Source organism: Calothrix sp. NIES-2098, assembly GCF_963875125.1.
Classification (GTDB): domain Bacteria; phylum Cyanobacteriota; class Cyanobacteriia; order Cyanobacteriales; family Nostocaceae; genus Aulosira.
Map to the genome: position 1 here is coordinate 1,809,330 of NZ_CAWNKJ010000001.1, position 13,353 is coordinate 1,822,682.

At 42.3% G+C, this 13,353-nt stretch carries 12 protein-coding genes and 17 tRNA genes; 5 read left to right on the plus strand and 24 right to left on the minus strand.

Features of this window, described 5'->3' with window-relative positions:
* From AACU33_RS07535 to thrS, 21 genes are all read right to left on the minus strand, one after another.
* Positions 1–81: transfer RNA gene (locus AACU33_RS07535), tRNA-Leu, on the minus strand.
* Positions 64–966: an HNH endonuclease signature motif containing protein gene (locus tag AACU33_RS07540; RefSeq protein ID WP_339375830.1), complete on the minus strand. Its 903-nt coding sequence runs from the start codon at positions 964–966 to the stop codon at positions 64–66. Before AACU33_RS07540 ends, AACU33_RS07535 begins: the two co-directional genes overlap by 18 nt.
* 83 nt (positions 967–1,049) lie before the next feature.
* Positions 1,050–1,123 (minus strand) — tRNA-Leu (locus AACU33_RS07545).
* A gap of 3 nt (positions 1,124–1,126) precedes the next feature.
* Positions 1,127–1,203 (minus strand) — tRNA-Pro (locus tag AACU33_RS07550).
* Position 1,204: 1 nt separating this feature from the next.
* A tRNA-Leu gene (locus tag AACU33_RS07555) sits at positions 1,205–1,285 on the minus strand.
* A 6-nt stretch (positions 1,286–1,291) separates the two neighbouring features.
* Positions 1,292–1,367 (minus strand) — tRNA-Gln (locus AACU33_RS07560).
* A gap of 5 nt (positions 1,368–1,372) precedes the next feature.
* Positions 1,373–1,449 (minus strand) — tRNA-Gln (locus AACU33_RS07565).
* Positions 1,450–1,454: 5 nt separating this feature from the next.
* Positions 1,455–1,530, minus strand: a tRNA-Asn gene (locus AACU33_RS07570).
* Positions 1,531–1,539: 9 nt separating this feature from the next.
* Positions 1,540–1,613, minus strand: a tRNA-Phe gene (locus AACU33_RS07575).
* Between the two features lie 6 nt (positions 1,614–1,619).
* A tRNA-Arg gene (locus tag AACU33_RS07580) sits at positions 1,620–1,693 on the minus strand.
* Between the two features lie 6 nt (positions 1,694–1,699).
* Positions 1,700–1,784, minus strand: a tRNA-Ser gene (locus tag AACU33_RS07585).
* Positions 1,785–1,788: 4 nt separating this feature from the next.
* A tRNA-Tyr gene (locus AACU33_RS07590) sits at positions 1,789–1,869 on the minus strand.
* 90 nt (positions 1,870–1,959) lie between these two features.
* Positions 1,960–2,033, minus strand: a tRNA-Glu gene (locus tag AACU33_RS07595).
* A 147-nt stretch (positions 2,034–2,180) separates the two neighbouring features.
* Positions 2,181–2,251 (minus strand) — tRNA-Trp (locus tag AACU33_RS07600).
* Between the two features lie 2 nt (positions 2,252–2,253).
* Positions 2,254–2,328 (minus strand) — tRNA-Ile (locus AACU33_RS07605).
* Positions 2,329–2,333: 5 nt separating this feature from the next.
* Positions 2,334–2,408, minus strand: a tRNA-Cys gene (locus AACU33_RS07610).
* Positions 2,409–2,413: 5 nt separating this feature from the next.
* Positions 2,414–2,490: transfer RNA gene (locus AACU33_RS07615), tRNA-Glu, on the minus strand.
* 3 nt (positions 2,491–2,493) lie between these two features.
* Positions 2,494–2,569 (minus strand) — tRNA-Asp (locus tag AACU33_RS07620).
* Between the two features lie 202 nt (positions 2,570–2,771).
* Positions 2,772–3,308, minus strand: coding sequence for an HNH endonuclease (locus tag AACU33_RS07625; RefSeq protein WP_086765634.1), 537 nt, complete (start codon positions 3,306–3,308; stop codon positions 2,772–2,774).
* A gap of 78 nt (positions 3,309–3,386) precedes the next feature.
* Positions 3,387–3,584, minus strand: coding sequence for a hypothetical protein (locus tag AACU33_RS07630; RefSeq protein WP_339375831.1), 198 nt, complete (start codon positions 3,582–3,584; stop codon positions 3,387–3,389).
* A gap of 143 nt (positions 3,585–3,727) precedes the next feature.
* Positions 3,728–4,960, minus strand: a complete 1,233-nt coding sequence (gene thrS / locus AACU33_RS07635; protein WP_096587913.1) for a threonine--tRNA ligase — start codon at positions 4,958–4,960, stop codon at positions 3,728–3,730.
* A gap of 316 nt (positions 4,961–5,276) precedes the next feature.
* Here thrS and AACU33_RS07640 point away from each other — a divergent pair, with 316 nt between their 5' ends.
* Both AACU33_RS07640 and AACU33_RS07645 read left to right on the plus strand, forming a co-directional pair.
* Positions 5,277–5,459: a hypothetical protein gene (locus AACU33_RS07640; protein WP_339375832.1), complete on the plus strand. Its 183-nt coding sequence runs from the start codon at positions 5,277–5,279 to the stop codon at positions 5,457–5,459.
* Between the two features lie 134 nt (positions 5,460–5,593).
* On the plus strand, positions 5,594–6,442 hold the full coding sequence (locus tag AACU33_RS07645; RefSeq protein WP_096587914.1) for an MBL fold metallo-hydrolase: 849 nt from the start codon (positions 5,594–5,596) through the stop codon (positions 6,440–6,442).
* A 56-nt stretch (positions 6,443–6,498) separates the two neighbouring features.
* Here AACU33_RS07645 and AACU33_RS07650 read toward each other — a convergent pair whose 3' ends face one another.
* Complete coding sequence (locus tag AACU33_RS07650; RefSeq protein ID WP_339375833.1) at positions 6,499–7,773, minus strand: CCA tRNA nucleotidyltransferase; 1,275 nt, start codon at positions 7,771–7,773, stop codon at positions 6,499–6,501.
* A gap of 86 nt (positions 7,774–7,859) precedes the next feature.
* Here AACU33_RS07650 and AACU33_RS07655 point away from each other — a divergent pair, with 86 nt between their 5' ends.
* Together AACU33_RS07655 and tsaB are read left to right on the plus strand one after the other, a co-directional pair.
* Entirely contained in the window at positions 7,860–8,108 is a 249-nt protein-coding gene (locus tag AACU33_RS07655) for a Ycf34 family protein (protein ID WP_086765629.1), read from the plus strand.
* Positions 8,109–8,295: 187 nt separating this feature from the next.
* Positions 8,296–8,952, plus strand: a complete 657-nt coding sequence (gene tsaB / locus AACU33_RS07660; protein WP_096587916.1) for a tRNA (adenosine(37)-N6)-threonylcarbamoyltransferase complex dimerization subunit type 1 TsaB — start codon at positions 8,296–8,298, stop codon at positions 8,950–8,952.
* Positions 8,953–9,699: 747 nt separating this feature from the next.
* Here the strand turns inward: tsaB and AACU33_RS07665 are convergent.
* Positions 9,700–11,583 carry a sensor histidine kinase gene (locus tag AACU33_RS07665; RefSeq protein ID WP_096587917.1) on the minus strand — a complete coding sequence of 628 codons (1,884 nt, stop codon included), beginning with the start codon at positions 11,581–11,583 and terminating at the stop codon, positions 9,700–9,702.
* Between the two features lie 462 nt (positions 11,584–12,045).
* On the opposite strand from AACU33_RS07665, the gene AACU33_RS07670 reads away from it, so the two are divergent.
* Complete coding sequence (locus tag AACU33_RS07670; protein WP_096587918.1) at positions 12,046–12,345, plus strand: hypothetical protein; 300 nt, start codon at positions 12,046–12,048, stop codon at positions 12,343–12,345.
* A 164-nt stretch (positions 12,346–12,509) separates the two neighbouring features.
* Here AACU33_RS07670 and AACU33_RS07675 read toward each other — a convergent pair whose 3' ends face one another.
* Positions 12,510–13,187 (minus strand): response regulator transcription factor, encoded by a 678-nt coding sequence (locus tag AACU33_RS07675; RefSeq protein ID WP_096587920.1) that lies wholly within the window; start codon positions 13,185–13,187, stop codon positions 12,510–12,512.
* Between the last annotated feature and the right edge of the window lie 166 nt (positions 13,188–13,353).

Here is a 13,353-nt window from a genome sequence, read left to right on the forward strand (position 1 = left end):
TGGTACTCCCGACAGGAATCGAACCTGTAACAAGAAACTCAGCGCTCAACTGAGTGCGTCTACCTATTCCGCCACGGGAGCTTGAATTGAACGTTTTTTAGCCCAGTAACCCCTACAAGGTTTCTCAATTCCGTAAGTTTTACACCACTTTTCTATCGCTTTATCACTGACACCGAACTCTTTAGCTATTTGAGAAGTTGGTTTGATCCAAATCAATTTTTGGAGTTCCTCTTTAGAGGGTCTGACTACTCGCCGGGATGCTAACCTGTAGCATTTTCGAGAGCAGTAAGTATCACAATCTGGACTATCTAGCAATTTGCCACAGTACGAGCAAGTTCCGTGTCCAAATTGGCAACTGTAACTGCCATCGCCATTGTTTACTAAATGCCTAAGTGCAAGTGGTATTTTGTGCCAGCGATCGCAACTTTCTGCGCTATCAAATACCAAGACGCTGATGAAACGATTGTTAGTTTCGCTTTCATCAAGAGATTGTGTTCTCTCTTTCGACTTCAACTTTTGCTTCAACATTTTGTGAGCCTTTCCCCCATAGTTATCTGTCAAAGCGTGACAGTTAGGACACAATAGCTGAAGATTTTCTAATCTATTATCATGGCGATCGCCATTGATATGATGAAGTTCTAAAGGAACGCTCCCACTCAGCCATTTAGTGGCATGACAAGACTCACATTCTGCAAGTTTGATACCATCTCTAATCAGCTTTAGCTTCAAGCTATGTGGATTAATACAAGACCCTTTGTATAGATAATTACTTGCTGGCTTGTGTTGACCAGTTTTATGTGCGCGTCCACCTTGATTGCCTTTGTAGACGATATTCATTTGAGCGAGATACGACTCTAAGGTCATAGGTCTACAGTGCAGTTGGCTGCAAATAAATGCCTTAGAACGGTGTTCGCTAATCCACTGCCTAATTTGGGCTTCTTTGTTTAAAATGTCATTTCTTTTCATTCCTCCAGTTTATAATACACGTTTAAAAAACTAATCTAATGTCTGTCACTATGCGAAAGCAAGTAGTACAAACAAAGATTCAGTACCCCTGACAGGAGTCGAACCTGCAAAACACTCGGTCTAAACGAGCGACGGTTTCCAATTACGTCACAGGGGCAAATGGTCGGGATGGCAGGATTTGAACCTGCAACCTTCAGCTCCCAAAGCTGCCGCGCTACCAAGTTGCGCCACATCCCGTTGGTACTCCTGACGGGAGTCGAACCCGTACAAAATAGACTGTTTTTGAGACAGCCGCCTCTTCCAATTGGGCTACAGGAGCATAATTTGGCTGCCCTGCCAGGGTTTGAACCTGGAATCTCCTCGTTCAAAGCGAGGGATGTTGCCAGTTACACCACAGGGCAATGATTGGCTGCCGAGGTTGGAGTCGAACCAACATCTCCGTGATTCAGAGTCACAGCGACTTTCCAAGTCGTCCACTCGGCAATGAATGGCTGCCCCAGTAGGACTCGAACCTACAACCTCGCGGTTAACAGCCGCTTGCTCTGCCAATTGAGCTATGGGGCAATGTGCCAGTCCCCCAGATCCGGATTGAACGGATGACCTCCTGTTCTTCAGACAGGCGCTACTACCAACTGAGCTACCAGGGGATAAGGCGAGAACGGAGGGACTTGAACCCCCAACCTTCAGGTTCGTAATCTGAGATGCAATCCAGTTACACCACGTTCTCATAAGGCGGAGAGAGAGGGAGTTGAACCCACAGTGGACTTACATCCACGACTGTTTAGCAAACAGCTTGCCCTGCCGATAGCAATCTCTCCAGAATGGGTCGGGCTGGAATTGAACCAGCAACGCAAACGCGGCGGTTTTACAGACCGTTGCCCACACCAATAGGCGAGCCGACCCATTGTTTGAGTAATTACTTGAGATTTCTGGGTGAAATAAAGGAATGGAGAGACCAGTTTGACTGCTCTCTGCCATCCCAACTCAAGTCAGCAGTGCCGACGGGGCTTGAACCCGCAATCTCCTGCTTGAAAGACAGGTGGCTTTACCAATTTGCCTACGGCACCACGAGTGAGATTTCTACTACATACAAGTTTGAGAAGCTGTTTTTTCAGCCCCCAGATTTGGCGGAGGCTGTAGGATTTGAACCTACTCTGATTGAGAAAATCAGATGACCAGTTTGTAAGCTTCTGATGTTGGGGCACGCAGTAGAACGCACAGACAAGGATTTGAACCCTGACCAAAGGTTTTGGAGACCCTGGTGCTGCCGTTACACCATCTGTGCATTGGTCGCAGCGGCGAGAGTTGAACTCGCATATCCTCGGTTATGAGCCAAGTACCTTGCCGTTAGGTGACGCTGCAATGTTTGGAGTCCGAGGTGGGGATTGAACCCACGATGATTGATTTTGCAGATCAACGCCTTCCCACTTGGCTACTCGGACATTTTTGGGAGCCTTGACGGGAGTTGCACCCGCTTCTCTCTGACTGAGAATCAGAGCGACTTTTCTATTCGTCCACAAGGCTACACGGGGATGATGGGATTTGAACCCACGTTCTTTCGCTCGACAGGCGACTGCTTTTAACCGGACTAAGCTACACCCCCACGTTGGGTGGCAATTATTCAGTTTTCAAGGTTCAGAGGTGTTAGCGTTGTGCCTTTTGCAGAGGCTCTTTTGCTTCACTACATATATACTACATAAATACTACAGAACTGTCAAGGGCATACTACAAATTTTTTTTAGAGGTGAGAGGGCTGGATTATGTAATCGCTGTATTGCCCTCTCTGACTGGCTTTATCGAGTGAATTACTCATTCTCGGTTAGGCGTTGTGCGTTCCAGAACTGTTCGGCAAATGCAACCGCTGGGTGAATTGGCGCTTTGGGTTTAGTTTTGAGTACCATTCCTGCTTCATGTGGAAGGCGATCACTTTTAGTTGAGTTGCACTTGTCACACGCTGTTACAACGTTGTCCCAGGTATGCTGTCCACCTTTGGAACGAGGAATCACGTGGTCGAGGGTGAGACGTTTGGTACTACCGCAGTATTGGCAGGTATGGTTGTCACGCTTGAGTACTTCACGACGGTTTACAGGCGGTACTTTCCAATGACGTTCGGGATTGCCAACAGTTAGACGGATATGTTCGGGAACTTGTAGTACTATGCTGGGAGAGCGCACTTCCCAAAGCTTTGTGCTGCTGAACTCCAAAGACTCTGCCTGACCTGTAACTAAAAGCACAACAGCACGTTTAATGTTGATGCGTGCTAATGGTAGGTAGTTCTTGGAAAAGACTACTACCGAATTTTGTAATATATGTGGTTCCTGAGTTTGTGGTTGAGCTTGCATACCTTAATTCACTCCTCAAAAAACAACCCCCACCTCTGATTACCAGAAGCGGGGGTTAAGTAGTTGATACTTCTTGCTTTATATTGGTGCCAGAGAACACTTGCACCTCCCGCTATGGATAAGTCGATCTGGATTCAGCCATCCAGCGATCGCAGATTTCTCGCCATGAAACTCATATGTTTCTTCAAATGCACGCACTGCGATCGCACTGCTCAAACCCTTGCTGGGTCGGCAATGTATCGCATTACGTAAGGTTGAGGAAAATCTGAGTTTCATCGAATTTATGTAGTATGTGTAATCTAATAATTTAATAATACAGTTGTAGTATATATTTGTCTACTTTTCAAGAGTATTGAAGCGATCGCCTGTTTTAGAAGACAGAACAATTGTCGAGGCGATAGCATTTGCCAATATCCAAATCACACAAGCTTGATATGACTATCAGCAAGTTCTTTCTCAAGCTGTACAAGTGGAATGTCTTCTTGGACAGGAATACCGAAACGGCGAAGATTAACACTGCTGTTAGCGGCCTCACGTTCGCCAACAACGGCGATAAAAGGAACTTTGCGTGCTGAGAGTTCGCGAATTTTGTTAGAGATCGTGCGATCGCTTTTGTGCAATTCCACTCTCACACCGATAGCTCTCAACCTATGTGCTACAATCTCTGCCCAATCTATAGATTTTTCCGAAATCGAAGCTACAGCAACCTGTACGGGAGCAAGCCATAAAGGTAAAGCTCCCCCTTGGTTCTCCAGCAAAATGCCAATCCAGCGCTCAATAGAGCCTAAAACTGCCTGATGTAGAATCACTGGACGCTCAAAATCACCACTGCTACTGGCAAAGGAAAGGTCAAAAATCTCTGGGAGATTAAAATCTATTTGGATCGTCCCACACTGCCAAGCTCGCCCAAGCCGATCTTCCAGACTCACTTCAATCTTAGGGCCATAGAATGCACCTTCACCTGATGACAGTTCGTAGCCATAGCCTAGGGCATTACAAGAATCTATCAGTAGAGCTTCTGCTTTATCCCATTGCTCATCGCTACCGAGACGCTTTTCAGGACGCAGAGCAATTTTTAAATGGAAATTATCATAACCAAATGCCTGATATACCTGACTAACCATCCGCAAAAAGTTGCGAATCTCATTGTGGATATCAGCTTCCTGGCAAAATATATGGGCATCATCTTGCACAAACTGACGTAACCGCATACAACCAGATAGCGTTCCTGAAGGTTCATAACGGTGAACCATACCAAATTCCATCAAGCGGATTGGCAGATCGCGGTAACTCCGCAAATGTGCTTTGTATATGGCAATGTGAGCCGGACAAGACATAGGTTTTAGAGCATAATCGGCGCTGACTTGATTTAAATCAGCATCCTCTTTTGCTGCATCTTTGTCTAAGCTACCGACAACAAAGATATTGTCACGGAACTTTTCCCAATGACCCGACTTTTCCCAAAGAACGCGACTTAACATTACGGGCGAACGTACTTCTTCAAATCCGTAAACTTCGTAAACTCGCCGCATGAAGTCTTCAATTACCCGAAACATTCGCAAGCCATGAGGATGCCAAAACACCATACCTGGACTGTATTCTTCAAAATGAAACAAGTCCATTAGTTTTGCAAGTTCTCGATGGTCGTACATAATTATTCTCCTATCGATCAATTTGGTTGTGATTGCATAAATAGCAATTTATGAGATTAGTAAACAGCAATAAAAAACCCTCTAAGAGTTTCCTAGAGGGGTTTTGTTTTCGTATTTGTACGCGACAAATTACGTCACCTCCCTCTCCCTCTAGGCGTGATAGTAGTGGTTGTAGTTATAGTTATGAGTAAGCTAGCGATCTGGCTCATGTACTTATCTTTCCTGCTGATAATTTTCAAATCATTTATGTATGTGCTTTAAATACTAAAATACCCTCAAGGTATGGCCTAGAGGGGTGACTTGATTGCTTAACTGTATGACGTCAGCAGTTTACGACCCCCCTTGGTTTGTAGTTCGGGTAGTTGTGGTAGTGGTCGTAATAATAAACTGGCTGGCGATCGCTAGTAACACGTCTTTAATTACCGAAAAGCTTTGTATTTATCAACCAATTCTAGCAAAGATGAACTGCTTGTCAACATCCGTTCTGCAAACTGAATAATACATCTCTAGAATGATGAATAACTAAAGATACTGAGTTGAACTAGTAGTCAAACATACAGGAATTAGTTGTATTCAAATTGCACCTATTCCCATAGAAATGTTGAATGCGTTCACTCAATAAAGAAGTGTGTGATGGACGAAGCTAGAAAACTTGTCCTGCCTATAGACAGCAGCACGCCAGATTTTGAAACTGGTGAAATCTTATTTATTGGTACTGCAACTGTGCTTTTGCGTTATGCAGGATTCACAATTCTCACCGATCCTAACTTTCTGCATAAAGGAGAGCATGTACATCTGCATTATGGTATACGTTCGGCTCGTAGAACTAACCCAGCAATAGAATTAACTGAGTTGCCACAGCTTGATTTAATTGTGCTGTCGCATATGCATGAGGATCATTTTGACCGTGTAGTAGAGCAAAAACTTGATAAAAACTTGCCGATTGTCACGACTCCTCACGCTGCAACTAAGCTACAACAAAAAGGATTTAATGCAACGCAAGCGCTTGATACTTGGGAAACGTTGACTGTTAGCAAGGGCGATAATTTACTCAAGATTAGTGCTATGCCAGGAAGGCACGGCCCAGGTGTTATTAATGCCTTACTTCCGCCTGTAATGGGAAGTATGCTGGAGTTCCAGAATTCTATGGGAGAGACTAAGTATCGGCTTTATATTACTGGCGATACACTTTTGTACGAACAGTTGCAAGAAATTCCCCAAAGGTATCCTGACATCGATCTAGCATTACTACATTTAGGCGGAACAAGGGTGTTTGGTGTACTCCTGACTATGGATGCTACGCAAGGGGTAGAGGCAATCAAAATTATTGCTCCCGATTTGGCTATTCCGATTCACTACAACGATTACACGGTTTTTAAGTCACCGCTTGAGGATTTTATGAAAGCAGTGACAGCAGCAGGATTAGAAAGTCAAGTCAGATACTTAAGTCATGGTGAAACTTATAAATTCACTGTGAAATGAGTTCCGCTGGTCATCCATGACACGCCTAGCTAGGGCATTAATGACTATTGACTCGTTCAAGGAGCTTCAAGTAAGCTGGCTGCAAATGCGATCGCCTCTTGTGAAGTTGAGATTTTTCCTTCGGCTTGTACTATGGCAATTTCTGTAAGAATTTTGCCAATTAATGGCGAAGGCGGGACTTTTAATGCTATAATAATATCCTTCCCACTCACTATTGGAGAGGGATGAGCGACCAGATCATCAGGGTTCAGGTAGCGGCCGATCAAAGGTGCGTAGACGGAAAGCTGTTTATCGCCAGACATCGCCCCTACCAGATTATCGCAAGCTAAGGCCAACGCTACAGCAGTACTAAATCCAGTGCCTGCTTCCTGAAAGAGAAAGTATTGTTCTCTCAAAGATATATCGTCTACTCTTAGCCGGGGGATCAGTCTCAAGGCTGTGGTGACAGATTGGATTTCAGCTCGGCTGTAGGTTAGCTGTGTTAGCTCTATTTCCGCAGTTTCGGGATCGGGGTGGACGAGACAGGCAAGTTTGGCAATACCTAAGCGAGTTGTTTTGATGGTATCGCGGATATATTCTTGCAGTTCCACTCCCAAAGACTGCCAATTTTGGGCGATGAAGGCGGCGGCTGTATCAACGGCTGCTAGTTTTTGAAAGCTTTCAGCTGTGGCGTTTTTCCAGAAAGGTGCAAGTACACCATCTTTCCATGCAGTGGCGATCGCAGGTGTACCTTCAGGAATTGCTAACAAATAGCCAATTTCTACTCTGACTCGTTCTGCGGCGACTGTCGTGATGTGTGATGCCAAAGAACGAATTGTTTGTTGGGTAACTGGCTCAATCGTAAAACCAAGTTGGGCAGCTTGGCGATAAGCTCGCAGTAACCGTAAGGGATCGTCTTCTAGGTTTGCAGGTGATACCATGCGCAAAACACGCTGTTGTAAGTCAGCCAAGCCTTGTAGGGGATCGATGATTTCTTGGCTATGGGGATCGTAAGCGATCGCATTGACTGTAAAATCCCGTCTGTGCAAATCTGTTTCTAAACTGGCTCCTTCCTGTTGAGCAATGTCAACTGTAGCTTTGGGAAAGACTACCCGCGCAATTTGCCTTTCGGGATCGAGTAATACAAAACCCGCTTGATAATGTTGAGCGATCGCTCTGGCTACTTTAACTGCATCCGTGGGGATGACAAAATCTAAATCTAGATAGTCACGACTTCTACCCAACAATGCATCTCGTACTGCACCACCTACCATATATGCAGGTTGTGGCAATAATGTCAGACTAAAGGGCCAAGTTTCGGGAGCTAAGGTAGAAGAAACTAAAGGATGCATTGTAATAAAAATCAACCCAGCAACTAATGAATATAAGTTTGCCTTAAGCTAGATTAACAATAAAGGTTCCTGGAGTTGGTTCTATTATGTGTATTTGCGTGAACTGCCACTATGTAGACCGCTGTTTAACCTATCATGCCGTAGAAACGCAGCATCAACAGCCCCACTTGACTGAAACACCCAATTTTGACCCGAATGAACCTTCGATCAATGTCAACATCCGCACTAAAGGAGAAATCATTGAGATGGAATGGGATGTAGTCGGTTGTCTCAGCTTTAAGCAAGAAACTGGTAAATGGGCGAAGTTGCGTCCAGGTGAATTAGTGCCAACCTAACGTTATGAGTTATCAATGTTGCAACGCGGGTGATTTGGAAAAACAAGATACCCGACTTTTCAAAAAAGTCGGGTATCTGAAATTGACAATTTTGGCTAATCAGATAGGTTGGTTATAGTTATGAGTTATTGACTTTTAAATACGCTTTTTTCTAAAGTTATAAAGCTCATAGATATTTGAATTAATTTTGACTACTGAACTTCAAAATCTTGCAGTTACACAATATGGGTTGGCACTGCACACCACAACGCCGGAATTGGGTTTGGCTATTAATAACTTTGCAGGTGATTCTCGCTCTCAGGTATGGAATTTAGGGCGCGATTTGTCGAGTCTAGTACATCAATACTTAATCGAATTTATTCAGCCACAAACTTGGTCAGATATAGCATTTCTGGCGGTTGCTAGAGGGCCTGGTGGTTTTACAGGGACGAGGATTGGGGTTGTTCTGGCTCGGACTTTGGGACAACAATTAGAGATTCCTGTATTTGCGGTTTCCACTTTAGCCGCAGTCGCTTGGTCAGAAATTAGCAAAGGTGAAAAGGTAGATGCGATCGCTATCCAAATGGCGGCTCAACGAGGTCAAGTTTTTGGTGCGATTTATCAACATAGCCTTGATAATTTAGGACTCACAGCTTTATTACCAGATACTGTGTTTACACCAGACGCATGGCAGGAAACTTTAGCAAATTGGCAGACACCTTACCAACTAATTGAAGCAAAATCTGCATTAGCGGCGACGGTGACAAGTATTTTGGATCTAGCTTATCTAGATTGGCAACAAAGCAAGCGTCCTCATTGGTCTGAAGCTTTACCTTACTATGGGCAACATCCAGTAGAAGTTTGATTGATCGGCTATCAAACTCAGATATCGCAATACTAAGGAAGAATGCGATCGCAATTGTTCAAATAGATAGTATCTCACCTCACGCCTGATGAATCTGAATAACCACTGGGGTATCGTTGCTCTTGTAGTGATTGATATCGAGCTACTGTAGCTACAGTCAAGCCTAACGAGATAATCAAAACACAATTTATGAAAAACTCCATATTAAAAAATTGGTGCAAAAACCACTTCATGTAAGCCATCATTGTTTTTGCCTCCGGCATAGCACTGGCAAAATAAATCAGTAAAAAAATTCTTACAAAATATGTATGAGTACAATTCAGTTAATGATTTTGCTAATTCAAGCTTCCTGTTTAAAAATTCTCCCAAGTGCCATTGATAACTAAAGGCTATCAGGGCTGAGATGAATTTTATTTATGTTGTGGTAATGCACCGAGAAAGGTAGTTTTTAATGTCAATAATCTACCAATTTTTCATGATAAATATTTTAGTCTCCGCGCACATCTACCATGAGGTATATTATCTATAATAGAATATTGATTTCTTGAGATTTTTTCCGTAATAAACATAAAATATTTCTATTATTTAATCGGCAGGTATCATAACATTTATGGTAAGTTAAGTACTTTAAAAACCTATGCTTATATGTAATTTCAGTACAATAGGCTTTAAAAGCCTAAAGCAAACTGTCTTCAATTTTGAATAGAAAAATAGAATGATAAATTATATTTATTGAAATATATTTTCTTAAGAAAGCCAAAATTTGGGCACAGGCCATGATAACTCACAAAGAGTACCTCTAGGATAGAGGGAAACTCGCCGAAATTTCCCTTTGAGTTGTCGAGCTAAATTTCTAAATTGTTGTGTTCCTCTGCCTTCTCTATAGGAACTGATAGCTAATCCATCATCTGCAATGCTGAGAGTTTGCCAGCCTTCGGACAAAGAACAAGTAACCTCTAAGCGGGTAACTCTGGTTGCATGTTTGCCCACATTACATAAGGCTTCTTCTAGAAATCGACAAATTCCTCGCTTATGTTCAATGCTCAAATACCTTTCGTCTATTGGTTCAAAAGTACGGATTTTGACTCTGAGAGTTTTAAAGCAGGGAAAATCTCGCTCTAAAGTATAGCTGTAAACTTGATAAAGAATTTCATGCATGGGGTCTTGTAAATTTATTACTAGCCCTTTTTCTAGATATAAGCTACTATCTTGATTTATTGGTTCTCGTTGTAAAAATTCATAAATTCCACGAAGTTCTTGATTCAATTTTTCTAGTTCTTTTTGAACTTCTGGTAGTAATTTCTCTGTAGGTAAGTTGCGATCGCGAACCAACTTCAAAACTTTAGCAAGAGTCTGTAGAGGGCCATTGTGAATTGTTTCAAATGTTAATTCCATCATGGAATGACGAGCCTTAATTCCAGAACGTAAAGCTTGTTCGTATTGATATAAAGCTGTGAGTCCTAGAGAATTTAACGTATAAATAATTATGGCTGGTGTGACTGGAATCCACCAACCTAAAGTTAATAATAAATAACTAATCAACAGTAGTATAACGCTAACGATACTAATAGCTAAAAGGTTGATACCAGGAAATTTAGTCAGCCTAGCATTAGCAATTCCTAAGAAACCCCAAGCCACAATCCAGATATATTCCCATTCTTCTGACCAAGTATTTAAGAGTGGTCGAGAATCCAAGACTGCACTGATTATTTGGCTGACAGCATGGGCGTGAATTTCTACTCCATAAACTTGGCCTGGTGGTGCAAATTTGGTAGATGGAATTGCGGAAGTAGTGGTAAAGTCTTTAGCACTAGGAGCAGTCATCCCAATAATCACAATGCGATCGCGTATCCACTCTGGCGGGACTTTTTCTACTTTGATATCGCTAAGAGTAATTGTCCGAAACCGTTCTCGACCACTACGAAAATTGAATAGAATCTGAAACCCGCCTGCATTGGTGCGCACATATCCTCCAGAGTTACTGAAGACACGGGGTAATTGAGTATTGCCAAATTGGATGATGTTGCGATCGCCATTCTCATTTACAAACTTAATACCTTTGGGTGCTAAATAAGCCTCTGCTAAAAGTAGAGATAAAGCAAATTTATCTCTTTTAGCTATTGTTGTTTTTAATAAACTACGCCTTAGTTTCCCATCAGCATCCGGAATTTGATCTACAAATCCAACATTTTCCTGAGGTAAATCTGGTGGTGGATCGACTGTCTCAGGTAATACTTTTGCAATACCAATTAGATTCTTAGTATTTTTAAAGATACTTTCTAGTTGCGCGTGTCCAGGCTCAACTGGTTTATCTCTAACAATATCAAGACCAATCACTCTAGGCCCGTAAGATTGTAATTTTCTTAGCAGGGTCGCCATTTCCCGATCTGGTACAGGATATCCTAACTGATGGATATCATCTTCATTAATCCCTACAATCAGAATTCTTTCATCGACATTTTCTGTAAGGCGCAGACGCAGAAAAGTATCAAAAACTAGCCATTCTAAAGATTGCATGGAACCAGTAAGACGAGCAATCAACACCAGACAAAGAACTACAATGCCTGGTAATAGACCTGCACGCCAAACGGCCAGTCCTACTGTGATTCTTGGCCAAAGTCCAGGCTGCATAAGCTGAATTCCTAGTCTTTAGGGTAGTGTTGGCAAAACTGGTTAGATGCAAAACCCTGTCTAAACTGAGTCACCTCTAAATTTGTCCTAAAAATGCCCTAAAACCTTGTACTTCTGGGGTGATAGAGATTGCAAATAGATATACCTGCTATGTCTGAATCAGACCTCTGCATGGCACAATCCAAAACAAGCACTGACAGTTTAGGTTTTCATCTGTCAGGCGAGCAAAAATTAGCAGAATAACCAAATAAAGTTCAGTGGTTTTCTTAGACAATCTCTGAGAGTTAGATATTAAATGGTTTTTAGAGTTTTATAGTACATATATACGATAAAGTGACTCAACATTCCCAAAATTTCAGTAACAAAGCTAAGTTCAGCTTTCTTTAGCTGGTAGCAATTTGCAAATTGTAAACATTAGACACAGAAAGCAATCTCAATTAAAAACCTGTCCTGAAAAGTTTGATGGCAGTTGCTACAAGTCGGCAAAGCCGACGAAACTTGCTTTCAGCCGGGAAACCCGACGCCAGTTACTTCAACGGAGGGAACCTCACGCCAGTTCGCTCAAGTCGGGAAACCCTTTCGGCAATTGCTCATGGGGGAAACCCCCAAGACCGCATTGCCTCACCACGCGACTGGCTCCGCAACGCACTGGCTCTCCAACGCACTGCCTCCTCAAGTCGGAGAAACCTTTGGTTAGACCCTTTTTGGGAAAACCACCAAGACTTGACTGTTGACGCTGGTATATTGCTACCACTTGGCTAACACCAAGTCACTGGCTCAACTTTTCACAATTCCAAAATAGTATGACATATTTCCATAACTAAAAAATAGGTTATAACCTTGAGGAACTTGTGAAGAAATCTAGTAATATTACTTAATTTTCTCATTGTTTAGTCTATGGGTTGTCAAATCCTCCTGATGACTATCTAATCAATCAATCCTTCGGCTCTAGCTTGCATTTCCGTTTGAATCCGAATGTTTTTACCTTCTTCAGGATAAACATCTAAAGCGTCTTGGAGTTTACTCCAGTAATGACGCACCATGCGTTCAGATATACACATCCTTTCAGCAATGGCCTTATCCTGCAATCCTTCTTCAAATGCTAGAGCCAGAACTCTGAGCCATTCTGGTTTTACCTCTAGTCCCGAATGGATACCTTTGATGTCTTTCGTGTGAGTTAATCCCTGTAATGACCAATCTACTCTCGTCAACATTTCCTGGGTAGAAAGACTTTTATCTGCAACCGTAAAACCTCCTTTATGAGCATCAATATCAGGTCTAATCCGTACAAGCGTTCTCACATGAGCACTTTGGACAACAATATTCAGATGGGGATGGGATTTCATTAAATTCCTAAGGAGTTGAACACCTGTCTCAGGCCGTGCTATCAATCCAGATTGTTCTGGAATTGAAAGATCCATCACTACGAGATCTGGTTGGGAGTTCATCAATTGATCTACAGCCTGTTTAGCATTGATAGCAGTGATAAATTCAGCACTAGGATATTTTTTGCGCAAAACATCTACTGTTCCACCTAAAACTGATTCATGGTCATCAATTACTAAAATTGTTAACAACTGCTTTTCTACTAAGGTCTGTTTCATAATTACCGCCTGAATTATAAAGTTCCATTATTAGAATTAATATGAACTTTTTTTAATTTGCCCAATAAAAGCATATATCAATATATATACAACCAAGGGTGCTATTTAGCATTCAATTAATTAATGTTTATTATAGATATTTAAATATAAATAAAATGGTTCATAA

Excerpts from the sequence above, each read along its gene's own strand:
- AACU33_RS07540 (WP_339375830.1), bottom strand. The coding sequence starts at position 966 with ATGAAAAGAAATGACATTTTAAACAAAGAAGCCCAAATTAGGCAGTGG.
- thrS (WP_096587913.1), bottom strand. The coding sequence starts at position 4,960 with ATGTACGACCATCGAGAACTTGCAAAACTAATGGACTTGTTTCATTTT.
- AACU33_RS07625 (WP_086765634.1), bottom strand. The coding sequence starts at position 3,308 with ATGCAAGCTCAACCACAAACTCAGGAACCACATATATTACAAAATTCG.
- AACU33_RS07675 (WP_096587920.1), bottom strand. The coding sequence starts at position 13,187 with ATGAAACAGACCTTAGTAGAAAAGCAGTTGTTAACAATTTTAGTAATT.
- AACU33_RS07650 (WP_339375833.1), bottom strand. The coding sequence starts at position 7,773 with ATGCATCCTTTAGTTTCTTCTACCTTAGCTCCCGAAACTTGGCCCTTT.
- AACU33_RS07630 (WP_339375831.1), bottom strand. The coding sequence starts at position 3,584 with ATGAAACTCAGATTTTCCTCAACCTTACGTAATGCGATACATTGCCGA.
- AACU33_RS07670 (WP_096587918.1), top strand. The coding sequence starts at position 12,046 with ATGGCAGTTGCTACAAGTCGGCAAAGCCGACGAAACTTGCTTTCAGCC.
- AACU33_RS07640 (WP_339375832.1), top strand. The coding sequence starts at position 5,277 with ATGACGTCAGCAGTTTACGACCCCCCTTGGTTTGTAGTTCGGGTAGTT.
- AACU33_RS07645 (WP_096587914.1), top strand. The coding sequence starts at position 5,594 with ATGGACGAAGCTAGAAAACTTGTCCTGCCTATAGACAGCAGCACGCCA.
- AACU33_RS07655 (WP_086765629.1), top strand. The coding sequence starts at position 7,860 with ATGTGTATTTGCGTGAACTGCCACTATGTAGACCGCTGTTTAACCTAT.
- AACU33_RS07665 (WP_096587917.1), bottom strand. The coding sequence starts at position 11,583 with ATGCAGCCTGGACTTTGGCCAAGAATCACAGTAGGACTGGCCGTTTGG.